Origin of the sequence: Nonomuraea sp. NPDC050786 (assembly GCF_040654115.1) — a bacterium.
In the GTDB taxonomy this organism is placed as follows: Bacteria; Actinomycetota; Actinomycetes; order Streptosporangiales; family Streptosporangiaceae; genus Nonomuraea.
In genome coordinates this window covers 89,795-103,456 of sequence record NZ_JBFAHJ010000026.1, presented here as the reverse complement: position 1 = coordinate 103,456, position 13,662 = coordinate 89,795, and the positions used below count along the sequence as shown (strand labels likewise).

Genomic DNA, 13,662 nt, shown 5'->3' with positions numbered 1-13,662 from the left:
GCCCCTTCGCCCGCACATCACAGATGCCGCGTCCGTATCGTTGCGTAATCATCCTATGTACGGGAGGGCCGCCCGTCCAAACGGTCGCGCTACGCCGTGAGCACAACGCGGCACGGGCCGCAACGCCAAGGGAATCCTGCCATCTGGTCAGGCCGGTTACCGCGTTCATCTCGCATCATGAGACCACTTCCGCCCCGGGAGGCCGCTTTCGCGTCACTTCTCTGCACTCGAGATGGCCGGGCATTGTGCGAACATGCCGGGGAACGAGCTTTGTGCGAGCCCTGCTCGGGTTAGCGGTTTTTACCCGGCACCGGGGAGCCTGCGGACCGCCGGTATTGCCCGGCGGCGTCCATCCGGCCGGTGGCGGGTTTACTTACGGTAGCGGCGGCGGGTTTACCTTCGGAGAGATCACCGCTATAGGGGCGGAGGGCGCCGGAGATCGCCTTCGGCTATAGGTGGCCGTGATTTACGGGGATGGCGCGTTCCATGAGCGTGGCGCTCACTCGTGACGTACGGACGCGAACGTACGTTGAATGGGGTATGACCGCCCCACCGGCTTTCCGGGCGCAGCACGGGGCGTAACCACATATGCGGGCGCCGGCCGGTGAAACGGTGCCGGGCATGGACCGGAGCGCCCGACCAAAACGCCCGCATATGCGCAAGGGGAAGATCGTTATCCGGGCGCCCGGCATTCGAGAACCGGCCCCAGATACGATCATGCGCTTATGGCGGCCGCCGGGGTCCTAGGCGAACGGCATAAGCGCATGGTCGATAGTCGGCTCGCTCAGTGAGCCGCCTCGTACTTCTCGACGACCGTGGAGGCGATCCGGCCGCGCTCGCTGACCGGCAGGCCGTGAGCCTTGGCCCACTGCCGGATCTCGGAGCTCTTCTCGCGGCTCATCGCCCTGCTGCCGCCGCGACCGCGGCGACGCGCGGAGACGGCGCCTGCCCTGCGCGCGTGCTGCACGAAAGGCGTGAGCGCGTCCCTCAGCTTCTTCGCGTTAAGGTCGCTGAGGTCAATCTCATAGGACGAGCCGTCAATAGCGAAGCTGACCGTCTCATTGGCCTCGCCCCCATCGAGGTCATCGATGAGAATCTCCTGGATCTGCTTGGCCATCTACGCAATCCTTTCGCGGAGCATTGTTTCATTCGCCTGCCCAAACATATACCCGGAAAGGCGCGGAGACAATTCAGCGCTGCGGGGATTCCGCTGACTGGCCGCTCAGTTCTGGCCCCTCGGCCGGATCCTCACGGTTTCGGCGGCCTCCGAGGGCCTCGGATCGGACCAACTTCACTACGCCAAAGATGAAGGCGCCGCCCACCACCACCGGGGGGATGAGCGCTGACAATACGTCTGTAAGGGCTTCCATTCGTCCTCGCCTCCACGGCTCGCAGGGTTTCGGGGGCGCATTATGCGGATGGGAGCGCGACCAGGAGGAGCGCCGGTGCTCCTCGTGCCGCACAAGGCGACTACCACCCAGACACGACCATAGCGGCGCAGAGATGCCGTACGGGTCGTGGGACGCCAACATCCGGCAACCCGGACGCCCCATAGCCTAATGCCAGTCTCTCCAGAGTCCTTACCGGATCAAGGGAAAATCTTCAGAATTGGCATCCTGCCTGGTGCGGATGGCTCAACGAAGATCTTTTACGACGCGCGTTCCGGCCAGCCTGTCGTGCGGCCCTCGCTCCAGGGGCTTGTCGATCAGGATCAGCAAGCCCACGCAGAACAGGAGCATTCCGGCGAGCAGATTGACCACGGGAATGCCCATCAGCATGACAGGCCCCGGATAGACCAGGGACCGTTTGAGCAGCGCCCCCGACGGAACGTCGCCCGGCGCCAGGCGAATCTTCATGATCGCCTTGCCGAACGTCCTGCCGCGCCTGGAATGCGCCTGCCAGTCGTAGGCCGCATAACCCAGTCCCGCGGCCAGCCACGCGAACACACCCGGCAGCCGGCCGTCGAACACCTCCAGCATCCCGACAGTTCGGAAGATGCCCCATAGCGCGATGAACAGAATGTAATAGAACACCCCGAAGACGAGCGCTTCAATCGCCCGGGCGGCGAGCCGTTCCCACCATTCCGCGGGCAGCGTGTCCGCCCACGACGGCGACCCGGCCATAACCCCCACCTCGCGTCATCAGCGGCCCAGGCCCCCATTTTGGTACGCCCACCACACATAAAACAGGGGCCGGCACGAAGCCGGCCCCTGCTTTTACCTGGTGCGTGAACTACTTGATCTTCACCACCACGGTCTTCGCCACCTTGTCGGCGAACGACTGCTGCAGCGGCTTGTCCCAGAGCTGCGAGGCGCCGTTGAGCCCCACGGCGATGTAGCCGAGCAACGAGGATATGAAGGCCAGCGGGAGGGCGGTGAACACCCATCCGCCCCACGTCACCGCGGCACGCTTGAGCGCCAGGTCGGTCGGCAGGCCCTTCGGAGGCATGCCCTGGCCGACGGGGACGACCTTGATGCCCATGACCATCTTGCCGACGGTCTGGCCGTTCATCTTCAGCAGGAAGAAGTCATAGGCGATCCACAGCGCGGTCACGATGAGCGCCGTGATGATGCTCACGACCGTCCCCGGGAGGAGACCGCTGGTGCTGCCGTCGAGCGAGGAGTAGCTGACCGCCAACGCCGCCACCAGGATCAGGCCGATGACGAAGTTCACGACGAAGAGGATGACAAAGTCGATGATCCGCGCCACCAGACGCTGCCACCACTCCGCCAGCGGGGCCGGCGCGCCGGGCGGCTGCACGCCCACGGGTCCCGGCTGGCCGTAGGCCTGTCCGTAGCCGGGCTGGCCGTACTGCTGGGGCTGGCCGTAGCCGGGCTGCCCGTACTGCTGGTCGCCGTACTGCTGGCCGTAGCCGGGCTGGGAGTAGCCCTGCTGGGACTGCGGCTGCTGCCCGTACTGAGCCTGCTGGCCGTAGCCCTGCTGGCCGTAGTCAGGCTGCGACGGCTGCTGCTGGCCGTACTGGGGCTGCTGGCCATACTGCTGCTGCCCGTAATCCGGCTGGGACTGCGGCTGCTGGCCATACTGCTGCTGCCCGTAGTCCGGCTGGGACTGGGGCTGCTGACCGTACTGCTGCTGCCCGTAGTCCGACTGGGGCTGCTGCCCGTAACCCTGCTGGCCGTACTGCTGGCCCGAGGGAGGCTGCTGGCCGTAGCCGGGCTGCGACTGGGCCTGCTGGCCGTAGCCCTGCTGGCCGTAGCCGGGCTGGGACTGCTGCTGCTGGCCGTACTGAGGCTGCTGGCCGTAGCCCTGCTGGCCCGACTGCTGCTCCTGGCCGTAACCCTGCTGGCCGTACTGCTGGCCCGAAGGCGGCTGCTGGCCGTAGCCGGGCTGGGACTGCGGCTGCTGGCCGTACTGGGGCTGCTGGCCGTAACCCTGCTGCCCGTACTGCTGCTGCTGCCCGTACTGCTGCTGCTGCCCGTACTGCTGCTGCTGGCCGTACTGCTGTTGCTGGCCGTGCTGGGGCTGCTGGCCGTAGCCTTGCTGGCCGTAGCCCTGCTGGCCGTACTGGGGCTGCTGACCGTAGGCATCGTCCGCCCGGTAGCCGACCACAGTCACGTCGGGGTCGGGCTCGCCTGGGTGGCGACCCGCGTTCTGTTGTCCGTATTCCGGAGTGCCGGCGGGGTTGTCGCCGGAGTCGTCCTGCGGATACGGCGGCTGTCCGGTGCTCACCGTGTCACCTCGCTTCGAGTGCGCATGTGGCACGTGTCAGGACACATGCCTGTGCTGCCCAACGTATCGACATAGGTATCAACAATCACCTTTCCATCTGGTCAAGATCCACGTCACCCGAGGCCAGATGGAGCAGCATGCGGGTGTTGCCCAGGGTGTTGGGCTTGACGTGTTCCAGGTCGAGGAACTCCGCCACACCCTCGTCGTACGAGGCCAGCAGTTCGGCGTAGACCTCGGGTGAGACCGGTGTGCCCTGGATCGGGCGGAATCCGAGCCTCGCGAAGAAGTCGACCTCGAAAGTGAGACAAAATACACGTCGCAGGCCAAGATCTTTGGCCTGCTGGATCAATGCGGAGACGATCCGGTAGCCGACGCCCATTCCCCGGCACTCGGGGTCCACGGCCACCGTGCGGACCTCTGCGAGGTCCTCCCAGAGCACGTGGAGCGCGCCACAGCCGACGACCTGCCCGCCCCGCTCGGCCACCCAGAACTCCTGTACGTCCTCGTACAGGGTCACCGTGGCCTTCTCCAGGAGCCGCCGCCCCGCGCCCGCGTAGGCGTCCACGAGGCGCCTGACCGCGCGCACGTCGGGCGTACGGGCGCGCCGGACCACCACCGCGGTCTCGGGCGCTGTCAGCTCGGCCACCTGCTCCATGGTTCTCCAGAGTACAGATCTCATTACGGCTCGGACCTAACTCCCACGTCTCGGCCCATCCTGTTACATCTCGTGGCCGGACGAGCACGGAGCTCGGCCCGCTCGGGGTTTGTGCAGCAGCACGGACATAGAGGGCATAAGGTCTCTTCTGCCCAGGTGATCACGAGATCCCCTTGTGACTCTTCGGTTGTGAAACCTCTACAGACTTGGCAGTTCTGGTTGAGCAGGAACCCGGAGTGCATTAATGTCCAGCGACAATGTCCCCCGTGTGTCGCGCGGGAGGCACGCTCAATTCCCGCAAGGGGAGCCGGGGATCCACCGGTGGCGACCTGCGACGCCATCACAGGGGTGAGTCCGAGTCTCTCGGTAGGGCTGCTCCGGCCCGAACCCGTCAGCTAACCCGGTAGGCGTTCCATGAGAGGAGCTGGTAGGTGAAGCGCCCGCGCCACGTCGGTGTGGTGAGTCTCACAGTCGCCGCACTGCTGTTCGCCGTTCCTGTCGGTTCGGCGTCCGCGGACCCCAAGCCCTCGCTGAAGGAGCTCGCCTCCCAGGCCGAGAAGCTGCACACCGAGATCGAGACGCTGACCGAGCAGTACAACGGCCAGCGGGAGAAGCTCAAGACGGCCAAGAAGACCTCCGAGGCCGCGCAGAAGACGTTGGCGACCAGCCAGTCGGATCTGGCCGCCAAGCGCGCCAAGGCCGTCCTGCTCGCCCAGAACGCCTACATCACGGGCGGCTTCACCAAGACCCTGCAGTTCGCGACCTCCGAGGATCCCGAGGAGTTCCTCAACCGCGCCGCGACCTCGTACGCGCTGGAGCAGGAGCAGGGCGAGGAGATCAACCAGCTCTCCAAGGCCATGGAGACGGCCGCCCGCGCCCAGGCGGGCGCCAAGGAGCGCATCGCCGAGGTCCAGAAGATCGTGGACGACCTCGACACGAAGCGCGACAAGATCACCAAACTGGTGGCCAAGGTCGAGAGCAGCCTGTTCAAGCGGGCACTCGGCGAGGCGGGACAGCCCGGCACGCGCGCCGTGCGCGTCAACCTGCCCATCGCGGGCGCCGGCAAGGCGGCGGAGGCCGCGCGGTGGGCGCTCACGCAGCAGCTCAAGCCGTACGTCTGGGGCGCCGAGGGCCCGAGCTCGTACGACTGCTCCGGGCTCGTCATGGCCGCGTACCAGCGGGTGGGCATCTCGCTGCCGCACTACACAGGCGACCAGTGGACCGCGGGCAGGCACATCTCGCGCTCGGAGCTGCGCCCCGGCGACCTGGTGTTCTTCTACGGCGACCTGCACCACGTGGGCATCTACATCGGTGGGGGCATGATGGTGCACGCCCCCCAGACGGGTGATGTCGTACGGATCGCGTCGATCGCCAGGCGGCCCTTCGCCGGCGCGGTGCGCATCGCCGACTGAGCCCTCCTCCGGCGCTAGATCAGCTGGCGGCGCGCGGCCCAGGCCACGGCCTCGATCCCCGTGGCCACGCCGATGCGGTCGCAGATGCCCCGTAATCTCCGGCGTACCGTGCGTCCGCTGATATCCAGACGCCGCCCTACCCGATCGACCGTGACTCCCTTGGCCAGCTCCGCCAGCAGCGCCAAATCAGCATGGGTCAGCTCAACGTCTTCAGTGAGCACATCCATCGGGAGCCCTCCCCCCAACAGCAGAACTCGGACCTCACAGATGGGCCAAAGCCGCTCCTCGCAGACGGTAAACGCATCGCGGAAAGGTCGTCAAGCATGACAATCGCCGCACTTGACGGGCGGTATTGACATGACCCCTTATATATGACGCACTCGCGATATGTCAGGACTCCCGGCGGCCGACAGTGATCTCTGGGGCTCTCCCGGGCGCCATCAATGAGTGCTTCGGACGTTACCGATTTTGATCCGTTCGGCGCGGAGTTTCGGCGTGATCCATAAGCCGGGCATTGCCGGCCGAGCGCCCGATATGCGATCTTCCGCCTCCCCGGCAAACCACCAATCGCTCGCTTTGTTCGGCGATTCACTTCTTATAGGGAGATCCAGGTCAGGCCGTCGGAATGGCCGGCCGGATCGGCGCACCGGATCATTCGGAGACGCACGAACCGATGGGCTCGCGGCTCACCGATCGGCCGGCGCGGGTTTTCTCGCATCACAGCCCACGCCGAGGGGCCTCTTTCCGGGGTGCGCGTGCCCGGTGCCCATCATGGCGATCATGGGTGCTCGCGCGACTGGAACGGTACCGTCACCGGCGGCCTTGACCCGATGCTTACAACCGCCCTCCTATCGGAAAACAGGCGAGCCGGAAGGCACCGCTTCCGGCGAGGGATCAGGCGCTGGCGGCGTCGTAGCGGTCCCTGGCCGCCTCGACGTCGCCGATGTGCGTCTCCGCCCAGCCCTTGATCGCGGCCACCAGCGGCATCAGGCTCTCGCCCAGCGGAGTGAGCGCGTAGTCCACCCGTACCGGCACCGAGGGAGTGAGCGTGCGCGAGACCAGGCCGTCGCGTTCGAGGCCGCGCAGGGTCTGGGTGAGCATCTTCTGGCTGACGCCCGCGATGCGCCTGGCCAGGTCGCTGTAGCGGCGCGGCCCCGCCGCCAGGGCGCTGAGCACGAGGGTGACCCATTTGTCGCTGAGGCGGTCGAGGAGCTTCCTGGAGGGGCATTCGGAGAAGTAGGCGTCGAAGGCCTGCCTGGCCTCCTCGCGCCGCTCCGCCGCCGTCTTCGTCGCCACTCTGTGCGCTCCTTCTTGTGAGTGGGTTACGCACCTGCAGGTGCCTACTTACCAGAAGAGAGTAGCTCTTCCTACGATCGTCCGCATGACGAACAACATGCGTGCACTCATCGGCGGCTCCGGCGCTCCCCGGCTGGTGGAGGTGCCGGTGCCCACCGCAGGGCCCGGACAGGTGCGGATCAAGGTCGCGGCGGCCGGGGTGAACCTGTTCGACCTCGCCGTGGCGGCGGGGACGCTCGCCGACTACGGCGTGGCCCGCAAGCTGGACTCCTACGGGCTCGGCTTCGAGGCCGCGGGGACCGTCGACCAGGTGGGCGACGGGGCCGCGTTCCACGTGGGAGACGAGGTCGTCGCGCTCGTGGCGCGACTGGAGCTGCCGGTGAAGGCGCAGGCCGAGTACGTGGTGGTCGACTCCTCGGCGGTGGCTCGGGCGCCGCGCGGCCGCACGGCGGCGGAGGCGGCCACGATCCCGCTCAACGCGCTCACGGCCTGGCAGTCGCTCGACCGCGCCGGTATCGGCCCCGGCCGTACGCTGCTCGTCACGGGGGCGGCCGGGGCCGTCGGGGGCTACCTGGTCGAGCTGGCCGCCCTGCGCGGCGCCCGGGTGGTGGCCGTCGCGGGGGCCGGGGACGAGGAGCTGGTGCGGGGGCTGGGGGCCGAGTGGTTCGTGCCGCGCGGTGAGGACGTGGCCTCCTCCGTACGTGCGCTTGTCCCCGGGGGTGTGGACGCCGTCGTGGACGCGGCCGTGCTCGGCCTGGCGGCCCTGGACGCGGTGCGGGACGGCGGGGCCTTCATCGCCCTCTCGGCGGGTGTCGCACCGGTGGCGCTGCGCGGGACCGACGTCGCCACGGTGTTCTTCCGCTCGGACGCCGCCCAGCTCGCGGAGCTGGTACGACTGGTGGAGGCGGGGCGGCTGACGTTGCGGGTGGCGGAGACGTACCCCCTGGAGAAGGTCGCCGACGCCCACGCCCGCCTGGCCGCCGGCGGCCTGCGCGGCCGCCTCGTCCTCATCCCCTGACCGGCCGATGCGACGGCCCCCGCACAGGGGGCCGCCGGGGCTCAGTGGGTGGGCTTGACCAGCGGGAACAGGATGGTTTCCCGGATGTTCCTGCCGGTGAAGGCCATGATCATGCGGTCGATCCCCACGCCGACACCACCCGTGGGCGGCATGGCGTATTCAAGGGCCTGCAGGAAGTCCTCGTCCAGCTGCATGGCCTCCAGGTCGCCACCGGCGGCCAGGAGGGACTGCTCCGTGAGGCGGCGGCGCTGCTCGATCGGGTCGATCAGCTCGGAGTAGGCCGTGCCCAGCTCCGTGCCGAAGCCGATCAGGTCCCACTTCTCCGTCAGCAGCGGGTCCTCCCGGTGCTGGCGGGTCAGGGGCGAGGTCTCCAGCGGGTAGTCCATGACGAACGTGGGCTGCACGATCGTGTGCTCCACCAGGGCTTCGAAGAGCTCCTGCACCAGCTTGCCCGCGCCCCACTTCGGATCCCAGTGGATCTCGCGGCGGTCGGCGAGCTTGCGGAGCTCCTCCAAGGAGGTCGAGGTGGTGATCTCCTCGCCGACGGCCTCCGAGACGGCGCCGTACAGGGTGATGCGGGGCCAGGCCGCGATCCCCAGGTCCACCTCCACCCCGTCATGGACGACGACCGAGGTGTCCAGGGCGGCCACCACGGCCTTCTGGTACATCCGCTGGGTCAGGTCGGCCATGTCGTTGTAGTCGAGGTAGGTGCCGTACGCCTCGAGCATCGTGAACTCGGGGTTGTGCGTGGAGTCGGCGCCTTCGTTGCGGAAGTTGCGGTTGATCTCGAAGACCTTCTCGATGCCCCCGACCACGAGCCGCTTGAGGTAGAGCTCGATCGCGATGCGAAGGTAGAGCTCCATGTCGTAGGCGTTGATGTGGGTCTTGAACGGCCGGGCCGTCGCGCCGCCGTGGATGGGCTGCAGCATCGGGGTCTCGACCTCGAGGTAGCCCTCCTCGTGCCAGAAGTCGCGCACCGCGCGCACCGTGGCGCTGCGGAGGCGGGCCATCTTGCGCGCCTCGTCGTTGACGATGAGGTCGACGTAGCGCTGGCGGACGCGTGCCTCGGGGTCGGTGAGGCCGACGTGCTTCTCCGGCAGCGGGCGCAGGCACTTGGCGGTGATCTGCCAGCTGTCGGCCAGGATCGACAGCTCGCCGCGCCGCGAGGTGATGACCTCGCCGGTGACGCCCACGTGGTCGCCCAGGTCGACGTCGCGCTTCCACGCGGCCAGCGACTCCTCGCCCACCTTGTCGAGCGAGATCATGACCTGCAGGTCGGCGCCGCCGTCGCGGATGGTGGCGAAGCAGAGCTTGCCGCCCACGCGGTTGAGCATGACGCGCCCCGCGACCGCGACCGTGTCACCGGTGGCGGTGTCGGGCTCCAGGCCCTGGTATTTCTCCCTGACCTCGGCGTTGGTCGCCGTACGTGGGAAATTCACCGGGTAAGGGTCGACGCCCTCGCTGCGAAGGCGGTCGAGCTTCTCCCTCCGGATGCGCATCTGCTCGGGAAGTTCGTCGCTCACACCATCAAAGAGTAGGGGATATGGCGAACTGCAAGGCATCGTCGGTCCGCTGAAGGAGCGCTGCAGGAGCGCTGCAGGATCTGTGCAAGGGCCTCGGCTTATCAATGTCTCACGAGCTCAGGGGGGAACCGGCAGGGAGCCGGTCCAAGGGGAGCTCAAGGAGAGAAGATGTTGAAGAAGATCGCGACCGGTTTGCTCGCCGTCGCCGCCACCGGCGCAGTCGCCCTTGCGCTTCCTTCGGCCGCCAGCGCCACCACGGCCCACCACGACGACGACTACTCCACCTCCTGGGGTCCTGTCTACGCCAAGCACTACCTCGCCAAGTCGCAGGGCTGGATCGGCGTCAACTGGGACGAGGACGGCGAGTCGAACGAGGTCACCGTGCGGGGCCGGCTCTACGACCTGGACAACCGCGACGCCGACGAGGGTGGCAAGTGCGCGTTCGTGAAGTTCGAGGCCAGCGACTTCGACCACGACTGGTCCCCGGTCTACTCCAAGAAGTACTGCGGCTACCCCGGCTACAAGAAGTTCTCCTTCCAGGAGAACGACGTCTACAGCATGCGGGTGAAGGTCTGCCAGATCGGCCAGTACAGCAGCTACCCGACGAAGTGCGGCTCCTGGTCGTACATCTACACCGCCGAGAGCGAGTGACGCATACGAGTGAGCGGCCCCCCTTACGGAGGCGGGGGCCGCTTCTTCGCGTCAGGCCGTGTTCCTGGTGTAGATCAGGCGCAGCCCGATGAGCGTCAGCCACGGCTCGTGGACGTCGATCGAGCGCGACTCGCCCACCACCAGCCCCGCGTGCCCGCCGGTGGCCACCACCGTCACGTCGTCGGGGTCGTCGGCCAGCTCGGCCGCCATCCGCTCCACGATGCCGTCCACCTGGCCCGCGAACCCGTAGATGATCCCGGCCTGCAGGGCCTCCACCGTGTTCTTGGCGATCACCGAGCGCGGCCTGACCAGCTCCACCTTGTGCAGCTGCGCCCCGGCGGCGGCCAGCGCGTCGACCGAGATCTCGATGCCCGGCGCGGTGACCGCCCCGACGTACTCGCCCTTGGCCGACACCGCGTCGAACGATGTTGCGGTGCCGAAGTCGACGATGATGCAGGGGCCGCCGTACTGGTCGATGGCCGCCAGCGCGTTCACGATGCGGTCGCTGCCGACCTCTTTGGGGTTGTCCATGCGTACGGGCACCCCGGTGCGGATGCCCGGCTCCACGATCACCGCCGTCACGTCGCCGTAGTAGCGGCGGCACATCTCGCGCATCTCGTTGAGCACGCTCGGGACCGTGGAGCAGATGGCGATGCCGTCGATGTCGGCCCCCTTGAGCAGCGGCGACTGCGCCAGCAGGCCCTGGAGGACGACCGCGATCTCGTCGGCGGTGCGGCGGGCGTCGGTCGCCAGCCGCCAGTGCTCGATGACGTCCTCGCCCTCGAACAGGCCCAACACCGTGTGCGTGTTGCCGACGTCGATCGTGAGCAGCATCAATTACCCCCGCAGATCCAGTGCGATGTCCAGGGCCGGCGCAGAGTGCGTCAGCGCCCCCACCGCCAGGTAGTCAACGCCAGTTTCGGCCACACCACGAGCCGATTCCAAGGTCAATCCCCCGCTGGCCTCGAGTGCAACCCTGTTTTTCGCCCGATTTTTCACCACTTGTACGGCATGGGCGGTCTCCTCGATCGTGAAGTTGTCCAGCAGGATCTCCTCGGCCCCCTCGTCCAGCACCGCCTCCAGCTGGTCGAGCCGGTCGATCTCCACCTCGATCGGCAGGTCCGGGTAGCGCTCCCTGACCGCCCTGAACGCCTCGGCCACCCCGCCGGCCGCCACCACGTGGTTGTCCTTGATCAGCGCCGCGTCCGACAGCGACATCCGGTGGTTCACGCCGCCGCCGCAGCGCACGGCGTACTTCTCCAGCGCTCGCAGGCCGGGCAGCGTCTTGCGGCTGTCACGCACGCGCGCCGCCGTGCCGCTGATCGCCTCCACCCACCTGCCGGTCAGCGTGGCCACCCCCGAGAGGTGGGTGAGCAGGTTGAGCGCCGTGCGCTCGGCCGTCAGCATGGCCCGCACCGGCCCCTCGACCGTCATCAGCACGTCCCCGGCCCGCACCCGCTCGCCGTCCTTGGCCTTCCGCTCCGTACGGGCGGCGCCCAGCCGGACGAACACCGCCTCGGCCACGGCCAGCCCCGCCACGATGCCGTCCTTGCGGGCCACCACGTCGCCCGCGCAGACCTGGTCGGCCGGGATCGTCGCCAGGCTGGTCACGTCGCCCGCCTCCTGCAGGTCCTCGGCCAGCGCCCGGTCGATCAGCGCGTTCACCTCGGCCGGGTCCAGCCCCGCGGCGGTGAGCTCCTGCGCCAGGCGCGGCGGCAGCACATCTCCATGAGGCGTGTACGTCATGCGGGGCCCCTCCTCGGTCAGGGTCACGTCCAGGTGGCCGAGCCAGTCGTTGTCGTCACGGGTGTCGTAGTCCTCGCGCCAGTGTGAGCCACGGGTCTCGAGCCTGGCCGCCGCCGCGCCGGTGAGCACGGTGGCGACGGTGAGCAGGTTCGTGGCCTCCCAGGACTCGGTGCAGGCGGCCACCTCGACCGGCGTCCAGCGGGCGTCACGCAGCGCCCTGGCCGTGGCCAGCAGCGACTCGCGGCTGCGCAGCACGCTCGCCCCCGTGCTCATGTGGGCCTGGATCCTGGGCCGGACCCTCGGGTCCACCAGTCCGGTCGCCGCCGGGTCCTCGACCGGCTCGCCGGGCGCCGGGCGTACCGCGTGGATGTCCTCGGCGATGCGCTCGGCGAAGACGAGCCCCTCCAGCAGGGAGTTCGAGGCCAGCCGGTTCGCGCCGTGCACGCCGGTGCAGGCCACCTCGCCGCACGCGTACAGGCCCTCGATCGAGGTACGACCGTGCAGGTCCGCGCGTACGCCGCCGCTCGCGTAATGGGCGGCCGGGGCGACGGGGATCGGCTCGGTCGCCGGGTCGATGCCGTGCTCGCGGCAGACCGCGTAGATGGTCGGGAAACGGGACTCCCACTTGTCGCGGCCGAAGTGGCGGCCGTCGAGGTACATGTGGTCGCGACCCGTCTCCTGGATCCTGCCCATGATCGCCTTGGCCACGACGTCGCGCGGCGCCAGGTCGGCCAGCTCGTGCACGCCCTGCATGAACCGGACACCCTCGTGATCCACCAGGTAAGCGCCCTCGCCCCTGACCGCCTCGGAGATCAGCGGCTGCTGACCGGTCGAGCCCTCGCCGAGCCAGAGCACGGTCGGGTGGAACTGGACGAACTCGATGTCGCGCACCACGGCCCCGGCCCGCAGCGCGAGCGCGACCCCGTCGCCGGTGGAGACGGCGGGGTTGGTGGTGGCGGCGTACACCTGGCCCATGCCGCCGGTGGCCAGCACCACCGCCCTGGCGCGCACCGCGCCCACCCCGTCACGGGCGCCCTCGCCCATGACGTGCAGCGTCACGCCCGTCGCCCGGCCCCTGGCGTCCTTGAGCAGGTCGAGCACCAGCGCGTGCTCGATCACCTCGATGCGCCGCTCGGCGCGGGCCGCCTCGACGAGCGCCCGCTGCACCTCCGCCCCCGTCGCGTCGCCGCCCGCGTGCACGATCCGGCGCCGCCGGTGGCCGCCCTCCCGCGTGAGCTGGAGCTCGCCCTCGGGAGTGCGGTCGAAGCGGGCGCCACGGGCCATGAGCCGCCGCAGCGCGCCGGGGCCCTCCGTGACGAGCGTGCGCACGGCCCGCGTGTCGCACAGCCCGACGCCGGCGAGCAGCGTGTCGTTCAGGTGCTCGTCGGGGGTGTCGCGGGGATCGAGCACGGCCGCGATGCCGCCCTGCGCCCATCGGGTGGAGCCCGCTGAGAGCACGTCCTTGGTGACGACCAGCACCTTGGCGGACGGCTCGAGCTCGGCGTAGCGCAGGGCCACGGTCAGGCCCGCGATACCCGAGCCGACGACCACCACGTCCGCTTCGACGGTCCAGCCGGGTGCGGGCGCGGTCAGCCGCAGGGGAATCGCCGGTGCACTCATCAGGGGTCTCCTCACTGAGGCGATTTCGTCAACATGACGATAACGCCTGGC

At 68.6% G+C, this 13,662-nt stretch carries 12 protein-coding genes and 1 riboswitch; of the genes, 3 read left to right on the top strand and 9 right to left on the bottom strand.

Annotated features, from left to right (window positions below; translation table 11 throughout):
- Positions 1-784: 784 nt before the first annotated feature.
- From AB0H84_RS37175 to AB0H84_RS37160, 4 genes are all read right to left on the bottom strand, one after another.
- Positions 785-1,117 carry an Lsr2 family protein gene (locus AB0H84_RS37175; RefSeq protein ID WP_345000635.1) on the bottom strand — a complete coding sequence of 111 codons (333 nt, stop codon included), beginning with the start codon at positions 1,115-1,117 and terminating at the stop codon, positions 785-787.
- A 517-nt stretch (positions 1,118-1,634) separates the two neighbouring features.
- Entirely contained in the window at positions 1,635-2,123 is a 489-nt protein-coding gene (locus AB0H84_RS37170; RefSeq protein ID WP_357615187.1) for an RDD family protein, read from the bottom strand.
- Between the two features lie 109 nt (positions 2,124-2,232).
- Positions 2,233-3,690, bottom strand: coding sequence for an RDD family protein (locus AB0H84_RS37165; RefSeq protein WP_357615186.1), 1,458 nt, complete (start codon positions 3,688-3,690; stop codon positions 2,233-2,235).
- Positions 3,691-3,775: 85 nt separating this feature from the next.
- On the bottom strand, positions 3,776-4,345 hold the full coding sequence (locus tag AB0H84_RS37160) for an amino-acid N-acetyltransferase (protein ID WP_357615183.1): 570 nt from the start codon (positions 4,343-4,345) through the stop codon (positions 3,776-3,778).
- Positions 4,346-4,620: 275 nt separating this feature from the next.
- Positions 4,621-4,771: riboswitch (cyclic di-AMP (ydaO/yuaA leader) on the top strand.
- Positions 4,772-4,776: 5 nt separating this feature from the next.
- On the opposite strand from AB0H84_RS37160, the gene AB0H84_RS37155 reads away from it, so the two are divergent.
- The gene (locus tag AB0H84_RS37155) at positions 4,777-5,757 is read left to right on the top strand and encodes an NlpC/P60 family protein (protein ID WP_357615181.1); all 981 of its coding nucleotides are present in this window, start codon (positions 4,777-4,779) and stop codon (positions 5,755-5,757) included.
- A gap of 14 nt (positions 5,758-5,771) precedes the next feature.
- On the opposite strand, the gene AB0H84_RS37150 is transcribed toward AB0H84_RS37155, so the two are convergent.
- Together AB0H84_RS37150 and AB0H84_RS37145 are read right to left on the bottom strand one after the other, a co-directional pair.
- Positions 5,772-5,984, bottom strand: a complete 213-nt coding sequence (locus tag AB0H84_RS37150; protein WP_357615178.1) for a LuxR C-terminal-related transcriptional regulator — start codon at positions 5,982-5,984, stop codon at positions 5,772-5,774.
- A gap of 667 nt (positions 5,985-6,651) precedes the next feature.
- On the bottom strand, positions 6,652-7,053 hold the full coding sequence (locus tag AB0H84_RS37145; protein WP_357615176.1) for a helix-turn-helix domain-containing protein: 402 nt from the start codon (positions 7,051-7,053) through the stop codon (positions 6,652-6,654).
- Positions 7,054-7,138: 85 nt separating this feature from the next.
- Here AB0H84_RS37145 and AB0H84_RS37140 point away from each other — a divergent pair, with 85 nt between their 5' ends.
- Entirely contained in the window at positions 7,139-8,071 is a 933-nt protein-coding gene (locus tag AB0H84_RS37140) for an NADP-dependent oxidoreductase (protein ID WP_357615173.1), read from the top strand.
- 41 nt (positions 8,072-8,112) lie between these two features.
- Here AB0H84_RS37140 and lysX read toward each other — a convergent pair whose 3' ends face one another.
- Positions 8,113-9,633: a bifunctional lysylphosphatidylglycerol synthetase/lysine--tRNA ligase LysX gene (lysX, locus tag AB0H84_RS37135; protein WP_357615170.1), complete on the bottom strand. Its 1,521-nt coding sequence runs from the start codon at positions 9,631-9,633 to the stop codon at positions 8,113-8,115.
- Positions 9,634-9,762: 129 nt separating this feature from the next.
- Here lysX and AB0H84_RS37130 point away from each other — a divergent pair, with 129 nt between their 5' ends.
- Positions 9,763-10,245, top strand: coding sequence for a hypothetical protein (locus AB0H84_RS37130; RefSeq protein ID WP_357615167.1), 483 nt, complete (start codon positions 9,763-9,765; stop codon positions 10,243-10,245).
- Between the two features lie 51 nt (positions 10,246-10,296).
- Here AB0H84_RS37130 and AB0H84_RS37125 read toward each other — a convergent pair whose 3' ends face one another.
- Together AB0H84_RS37125 and AB0H84_RS37120 are read right to left on the bottom strand one after the other, a co-directional pair.
- Positions 10,297-11,079, bottom strand: a complete 783-nt coding sequence (locus AB0H84_RS37125) for a type III pantothenate kinase (RefSeq protein WP_345000615.1) — start codon at positions 11,077-11,079, stop codon at positions 10,297-10,299.
- A 3-nt stretch (positions 11,080-11,082) separates the two neighbouring features.
- Positions 11,083-13,611, bottom strand: a complete 2,529-nt coding sequence (locus AB0H84_RS37120; RefSeq protein ID WP_357615164.1) for an L-aspartate oxidase — start codon at positions 13,609-13,611, stop codon at positions 11,083-11,085.
- Positions 13,612-13,662 lie beyond the last annotated feature (51 nt).